Source organism: Catenulispora pinisilvae (assembly GCF_015356865.1).
GTDB lineage: Bacteria > Actinomycetota > Actinomycetes > Streptomycetales > Catenulisporaceae > Catenulispora > Catenulispora pinisilvae.
The window spans coordinates 1-6,498 of record NZ_JAAFZA010000383.1; the positions used below are offsets into that span (position 1 = coordinate 1).

General features: G+C 69.9%; 8 protein-coding genes. 4 read left to right on the forward strand and 4 right to left on the reverse strand.

Features of this window, described 5'->3' with window-relative positions:
- Positions 1 to 96: 96 nt before the first annotated feature.
- Together IZR01_RS47195 and IZR01_RS47200 are read left to right on the forward strand one after the other, a co-directional pair.
- Positions 97 to 753, forward strand: coding sequence for an MBL fold metallo-hydrolase (locus IZR01_RS47195; RefSeq protein ID WP_194927660.1), 657 nt, complete (start codon positions 97 to 99; stop codon positions 751 to 753).
- Positions 732 to 1,787 carry a hypothetical protein gene (locus tag IZR01_RS47200; RefSeq protein WP_194899413.1) on the forward strand — a complete coding sequence of 352 codons (1,056 nt, stop codon included), beginning with the start codon at positions 732 to 734 and terminating at the stop codon, positions 1,785 to 1,787. The genes IZR01_RS47195 and IZR01_RS47200 overlap by 22 nt, the downstream gene beginning before the upstream one ends.
- 93 nt (positions 1,788 to 1,880) lie before the next feature.
- Here IZR01_RS47200 and IZR01_RS47205 read toward each other — a convergent pair whose 3' ends face one another.
- Positions 1,881 to 2,078 carry a hypothetical protein gene (locus IZR01_RS47205; protein WP_194927661.1) on the reverse strand — a complete coding sequence of 66 codons (198 nt, stop codon included), beginning with the start codon at positions 2,076 to 2,078 and terminating at the stop codon, positions 1,881 to 1,883.
- A gap of 125 nt (positions 2,079 to 2,203) precedes the next feature.
- Positions 2,204 to 2,485: a protein kinase family protein gene (locus IZR01_RS47210; protein ID WP_194927662.1), complete on the reverse strand. Its 282-nt coding sequence runs from the start codon at positions 2,483 to 2,485 to the stop codon at positions 2,204 to 2,206.
- A gap of 74 nt (positions 2,486 to 2,559) precedes the next feature.
- Between IZR01_RS47210 and IZR01_RS47215 the strand changes: the two genes are divergently transcribed.
- Positions 2,560 to 3,270: a YoaK family protein gene (locus tag IZR01_RS47215; protein WP_194927663.1), complete on the forward strand. Its 711-nt coding sequence runs from the start codon at positions 2,560 to 2,562 to the stop codon at positions 3,268 to 3,270.
- 39 nt (positions 3,271 to 3,309) lie between these two features.
- Here IZR01_RS47215 and IZR01_RS47220 read toward each other — a convergent pair whose 3' ends face one another.
- Both IZR01_RS47220 and IZR01_RS47225 read right to left on the reverse strand, forming a co-directional pair.
- Positions 3,310 to 3,717, reverse strand: a complete 408-nt coding sequence (locus IZR01_RS47220) for a hypothetical protein (protein WP_194899417.1) — start codon at positions 3,715 to 3,717, stop codon at positions 3,310 to 3,312.
- A gap of 147 nt (positions 3,718 to 3,864) precedes the next feature.
- Complete coding sequence (locus IZR01_RS47225; RefSeq protein ID WP_194927664.1) at positions 3,865 to 5,157, reverse strand: chitinase; 1,293 nt, start codon at positions 5,155 to 5,157, stop codon at positions 3,865 to 3,867.
- 272 nt (positions 5,158 to 5,429) lie between these two features.
- Here IZR01_RS47225 and IZR01_RS47230 point away from each other — a divergent pair.
- Positions 5,430 to 6,498: chitinase (locus tag IZR01_RS47230; RefSeq protein ID WP_194927665.1), on the forward strand; the 1,069-nt coding region annotated here is incomplete at its 3' end.

A 6,498-nucleotide genomic window follows, 5' to 3' on the forward strand; every position in this document is an offset into this window, starting at 1 on the left:
CCCCCCCCGCGATGCCGCCTCACCGCCTCACCGCCTCCGCCTCACTCACCGCGACGCTGCCCGACTCCAGCACTCCATCGAAAGGTTGAGATCTCCATGCCCGACTACACCGGCGACGTCACCCAGGGCGGCCCGCCCGCCGTCCGCGACCTCCCCGAGCTGACCATCACCAAGGTCACGGTGGGCCCCATGGACAACAACGCCTACCTCCTGCGCGACAAAGCCTCCGGCACCCGGGTCCTGATCGACGCCGCCAACGAACCGGCGACCCTGCTGGCCCTGGCCGCCGAAGGCCTGCAAGCCGTCATCACCACCCACCGCCACGGCGACCACTGGCAGGCCCTGTCCGAAGTCGTCGCCGCCACCGGCGCCCCCACCTACGCCGGCCGCGCCGACGCCGAGGGCATCCCGGTCCCCACCACGGTCCCGGTCGACGACGGCGACGTCCTGCGCTTCGCCGGCCTGGAACTCACCGCCATCCACCTGGTCGGCCACACCCCGGGCAGCATCGCCCTCCTCTACCGCGACCCCGCCGGCACCCCGCACCTGTTCACCGGCGACTGCTTGTTCCCCGGCGGCGTCGGCGGCACGTTCGGCGACAGCGCGGCGTTCGACTCGCTCTACGAAGGCGTCAAGACGAAGATCTTCGACCGCCTCCCCGACGAGACGTGGGTCTACCCCGGCCACGGGAAGGACACGACGCTGGGCGCGGAGCGTCCGCAGCTGGCGGAGTGGCGGACGCGGGGTTGGTAGCCGCCGAGGATCCGTGGGCCGCGCTGGCGGCGGCGAGCGGGAAAGCGCGGGTGGATTGGCTGCTCGGGCTGGGCTCCAACCCGAGCGCGCCGGATGAGCTGGTACTCGAGCTCTTCGACATGCCGACCAACTGGCACAAGCTGAGCTTCCTCTACAGCCGGAACGCGCGGCCCAGCATTGTCGAAGCCGCCATCAATCATCCGGACCGCAAGATCAGGCTCGTGGCGGCGGAGAGCGGAAATCTGACCGCCGAGCAGTGGGACCGCCTGACCGCGACCTTCACCGACGGCATGACCCTGCGCCTCCTGGCCGAGCTTCGCGAGGACATGGCCTTCGCGCAGCCGTGGCCCCATCGCGGCGTCGGCATAGATCGCCCTCCGCACCGGGACGCCGCGCCGCCGTGCACCGCCGCCGAGATCGCGACCTGGGCTCAAGAGGCAGAGGACATCCTCCCGGAGCAACATACCTATGCTCTGTGGTGGGTCGCCGCACTCCACGACGACCCCGACGCCATGCGCCAACTGGCCGCCCATCCCAACCTGCTGATCCGGCGGAGCGTCGCGCGGGCCCGTCACCTGCCGCCGGAGGTCGTGGACCGGCTCGGGCGGGACGAAGACCGAATAGTGCACCTCTTCTTATCCGAGTCCTGCGACGACACACCCGCGGAGGTACTGCTCGGCGTGTGGAGTTGGTGGTCCGGCAGCTTCTCGTTCCCGGGACGCCCGCGCAATCACCCGAACTTCCCGAACACCGGCCTCCTGAAGTACGCCGACGACCCCGACCCGCACTGGCGCCTGCTCGCACTCGCCGACGAGGCTTCGACCCCTGAGTTGGTCGACCGGTTCGCGGCGGACCCCGAATTCGATGTCCGCCTCGAAGCAGCGCGCGATCCGCGCATCTCCCCGGCAGCTCTCGTCCACCTGCTCCTGGAGGAACGCCTCGCGACAAGCGCCGCGCGCAACCCCAGCATCCCGGTGCCCGTCATGCGCTCCATGATCGGGCTGGCTCGGGACGCGGCCGGGCCCCGCGACTAGCTCGCCTGCGATTAGCTTGCCTGTAACTAGCTCGCCCGCGACTAGCTCGCCGTCATCGTGCCGGACTCACGCGAGCCCGGCACGATGGCCGCCTCACATCATGTCCCACACCGTGGCCGCGCCGGTGCGCGCGTCGCCGACGGCGATGACCGGGCGGGTCGGGTGGAAGGCCAGGGCGCCGGAGGCGGTGGCCAGGTACCAAACCTTGGTCGGGTTCGTGGGATTGGTGAAGTCCAGGAACTGGAAGTCCTGGCTGTTGCTGTCCTGGCTGACGATGCCCACCACCAGCATGTGCCACCTCCACCGCCGCGCACACCTGCGCGCCCCAGGCCAGCACCCGGCGCGCACCGCGCTCGTCGTTGCCGACCGCCGCCAGCGTCCGGCCCTGGAGCAGCTCCATCACCAGATACGGGACGTCACGCCCGCCCAGGTCCGGCGTGGCCGTAGTCGTGCAGCGTCACGATCAGCGGACTCGACAGCCCGCCGGCCACCCGCGCCTCACGCTCGAACCGGGCCACCGCCTCGTCGCCGAGCCGCAGATCGAGCAGCAGCTTCACCGCGACGTCGCGCCCGATCCGCTGGTCCCGGCACCGCCACACCTCACCCATGCCGCCGGCCCCGAGCCGCTCTTGAAGAAGATAGCGGGAGTCGAGCACCAGCCCCGTCAGATCACATGGCCGGTCATTCTGCCAGGTCACTGCGGAACTTCGGAATCACGGGTCCGGGCGCGCCTGCACCGCCCGCGCCGATCCCCGGGCCATCCTGTATTCCCGTGGCGCGAAAGCGGAAGGTGCACGGCACCGCGGGGTTGATAGTGCTGCTCACCGCGATCGCGGGCTGGGTGGACTCGGTCGCCTATGTGCGCTCGGGGTCGGTGTTCGTCGCGAACCAGACCGGGAACGCGGTGTTCCTCGCCGTGCAGATCGCCGAACGCTGGGTGCCCGGCGCGCACCATGCCGGAATCGCCGCCGAGTCCGACACCTACGGGCCACTGGCCTCGCTGTTCGGATTCTGCGTCGGAGTCGCGGTGTCGGTGCCGCCGCTGCGCCGCACGCGCCGCAACGGCGACGGACACGCGCCGTGGATCCTGCTGGCCGTCGAGGCCCTGCTGCTCGGGTCGGTGGCGGTACTGGGCCCGGCCCCGCGCGAGCTGCGACTCGGGCTCGCGGCCGCCGCGATGGGGGTGCAGAGCGTGTACGCGGCCGGGATCGCCATACGCGGCGTGTCGACCACCACCCTCACCGGCACGCTCGTGACCCTGATCTCGACCTTCGCCGAGACCCCGGGGCGGCACGCGCGCCAGGCCATCATGCTGCTGACGCTGGTCTGGACCGCCTACACCCTCGGCGCCTGGGGCGGCGCGGCAGCCGGGCTGAGCTGGTCGATCGGGATGGTGCACGGCGTGGCCGCGACCGCCGCCGGGCTGACCGCGCTCGCGGTGTGGTGGGACCGGCACGGGCAGTCGAGCGCCGCAGAGTCCTGACGGCGTCGAAAGACCTCCTCGATCCGCGCTGACCCCTGGTCACGGACTCGGGGACGACGCAGGCGGGGTCACCCACGGCGCGCGCCGCCACCCCGGCTCCATGTCGGCGTCATCGCGCCAGTAGCGCAGCACCGGTCCGGTGACGATCTCCAGCCCGCCGGCCGCGATCAGCCCGGTCATCGGCGCGCACCCGCACTCCGCCTCGAAGGCGACCAGGACCGGGAACGGCTCGCCGGTCCGCCGCACGAGCCGTTCCTCCTCCGGCGTCGGCTCGCGGAACACCGGATCGTGGAAGAGAGCCGGGCACTGGACGTACACGGGGTCGGTGAACACCAGCTCCAGACTGTGGCTGTAGCTCAGGTCGTAGTTGGATCCGATCACGAACCTCGCGCCGTCCCAAGCGACGACGTCCCAGTCCCACCAGTTGCCGTCCGGAATCTCCAGCATGAGCCAGCACGGTATCCGGCGCGCGCCAGCCCGGGCACCGCAATAAGGCCACCGCGACAGCCACCACAACGAAGCCGCCACGACAAAGCCGCCGCTGCCCGGCGTAACCCGAACCGAGCGGCGGCGGCCGTCAAAGACAGCGCCGAATCAGCAGGCGCCGTCGTCCTTCCAGATGTTCCAGGCGATCGCCGAACCGGGCGTCACACCGGTCGAGTAGTACGTGGCGGTGTACTGGTGCCCGCTGTACGACACCACGTCACCGGGCACGTACGACGACGTCGAGCTCCACGCCGAGGCCGAGCAGCCGCTACCGCCCGTCGACCCGCCGGTAGTACCGCCCGTCGTCCCGCCGGTGGTGCCACCGGTCGTTCCACCCGTGGTCCCGCCGGTGGTCCCGCCGCTCCCGCCACCGCTGCCGGTGTAGGGCACGAAGGCGTCGGCGAAGGCCAGCTTCGCGTCGCCGACCCCTGAGCAGGTCGACGAAGCCGCGGGCTTGATACCGGCGCTGCTGCTGCCGCCGCACGGCTGGTCCCGGTCGATCGACCAGTACGCCAGCCGTCCGACGCCGTTGGAGGCCGCGAACTGCTCGACCGTCGCGGCGTTGGCGGTGGTGAACACCGAGCCGTCGTCATTGACCCCGATCATCGGGGTGATGCCGAGGTTGGCGTAGGTGTAGCTGGAGTCCACGGACTTCATCTGCGCCAGCGTGCTCTGCGCGGCCTGGATCGCCGCCGCGCCCATGTCCTGCTGGCCCTGGTAGTAGTCCATGGTCATGATGTTGACCACGTTGATCTTCACGCCGACGTTCTTGGCCGACTGCAGGATGTTGACGCCGTCCTGGGTCAGGCCCGAGGGCAGCACCGGCAGCGTCATCGAGAACTGCAAGCCGGGGTTGGCGGCCTGCAGCGCCTTCATCGCGGTGAAGTTCCGGGTGGCCGAGGTCTGGTCGGCGACCGCGGCGCCCTCGACGTCGAAGTCGAGCTGGTTCACCCCGTAGTCGCTGATGATCGCCTGGTAGCCGGCCTGGATCGCGGACTGGTCGGTACAGGTCCAGGCCAGCGCCTCGCCGGCGGCGCCACCGGAGGAGATGATGACCGAGGCGCCCTCGGACTTGGCGCGGGCGATCTCAGGGTCGGTATAGGAGTCGTTGCCGACCGGGAGCGTGTCGCCCCACTCCTGGTTGCAGCCGACACCGATGACGAAGGCGGCGGTGTAGGCCTTCAGGCCGTGCCCGGTGATCGCGGTGTCCAGGACCGGTTCCTGGCCGTTGGACATGTCGACGTACGGGGCCACCGAGTACACGCTGGCACCGGCCGCGGCCTTGGTGGGCGCCGCCGAGGCGCTGGCCGCGAGCGCCGTCGCGGTCGCGGCTATCGCCGCGACGAGAAGGGCGCCGGAGCGCACCGCCAAGCGGCGGCGGCCCTGGGCTGGAGTCGTCATGGGAGGGTCGTACCTTTCCGTGTGGGGGCAGGAAGGTGACAGTGAGGGGCGGTGTAACCGCCCTGACACACAAAGTGGATTAGACCACTCACCGATGTCAAGGGTCTAAACCATTGATCTTTTCCCGCAGGTCAACCGAGCGATCACCGCATCTTGACCGTTATTTGCCGGGCCTTTACCCGTAACCCTTGACGGGGAGCTGGTCTAGTCCAATCATGATTCGCACCTACAGCAGCCTGCTTTCCCTCCCTCCCCCCACGTACGGAGGCACCATGGCAACCGCGAGTCTGAAACGCCGATTGGTCGTCCCCACAGCGGCCCTGGCAATCGCCGCCGGCACCACCATGGCGCTGGCCGCCACCGGCAACGCCGCCCCAAGCCCGTCCGGCGCCGCCCCGGCCGCACTGAGCAGCACCTGGTACGCCTCAGCGCCCTACCTGATGCCCGAGGACAACTCACCGCCGGACATCTCGACGGTGATGGACGCCACCGGCCAGAAGGCCTTCCAGCTGGCCTTCATCCTGGCCCCCAACGGCGGCGGCTGCACGCCCACCTGGGGCGGCACCAGCCCGATCAGCTCGGACACCACCATCCCGTCGGTCATCAGCACGATCCGCGCCAAGGGCGGCGACGTCTCGGTCTCAGTCGGCGGCTACGGCGGCACCAAGCTGGGCCAGACCTGCGGCACCGTCGCGGCCACCGCGGCGGCCTACCAGCAGGTGATCAGCACCTACCAGCTCCACGCCATCGACTTCGACCTCGAAGAACCCGAGTACGAGAACACCGCGGCCATCGCCAACGAACTCGGCGCGGCGCAGACCCTGCAACAGAACAACCCGGGTCTCTACGTCTCGGTCACCATGCCCGGCACCAGCGCCGGCACCGGCTGGTTCGGCACACAGCTACTGGACCAGGCACACTCGATCGGCTTCACCCCGAACAACTTCTCCATCATGCCCTTCGACGGCGGCTTCAACGGCGCGGCCTCCCAGGTCTCAGCCCTGGAGGCATTCCACGGCCTGCTGGAAACCCACATGGGCTGGGACTCCACGACCGCCTACCAGCACGAAGGCGTGTCGATGATGAACGGCCGCACCGACTCCGCGGAGTTCTTCTACCAGTCCGACTTCCAGACCGTACTGAACTACGCCACCAGCCACGGCCTGGCCCGCTACACGTACTGGTCAGTGAACCGCGACCGCCAGTGCAGCCCGCCGGACAACAACGGCACCCTCTCCGGCAGCTGCTCCTCAGTCCCGCAGAACGACTGGGACTTCACGAAGTACACGGCGCAGTTCGCCGGCGCAGCAGTCCCACCCCCGCCCCCGACCTCCAGCACAC

What these genes read in the sequence shown, in the direction of transcription:
- IZR01_RS47220 (WP_194899417.1), bottom strand. Translation starts at nt 3,717, where the DNA reads ATGCTGGAGATTCCGGACGGCAACTGGTGGGACTGGGACGTCGTCGCT.
- IZR01_RS47195 (WP_194927660.1), top strand. Translation starts at nt 97, where the DNA reads ATGCCCGACTACACCGGCGACGTCACCCAGGGCGGCCCGCCCGCCGTC.
- IZR01_RS47205 (WP_194927661.1), bottom strand. Translation starts at nt 2,078, where the DNA reads ATGCTGGTGGTGGGCATCGTCAGCCAGGACAGCAACAGCCAGGACTTC.
- IZR01_RS47225 (WP_194927664.1), bottom strand. Translation starts at nt 5,157, where the DNA reads ATGACGACTCCAGCCCAGGGCCGCCGCCGCTTGGCGGTGCGCTCCGGC.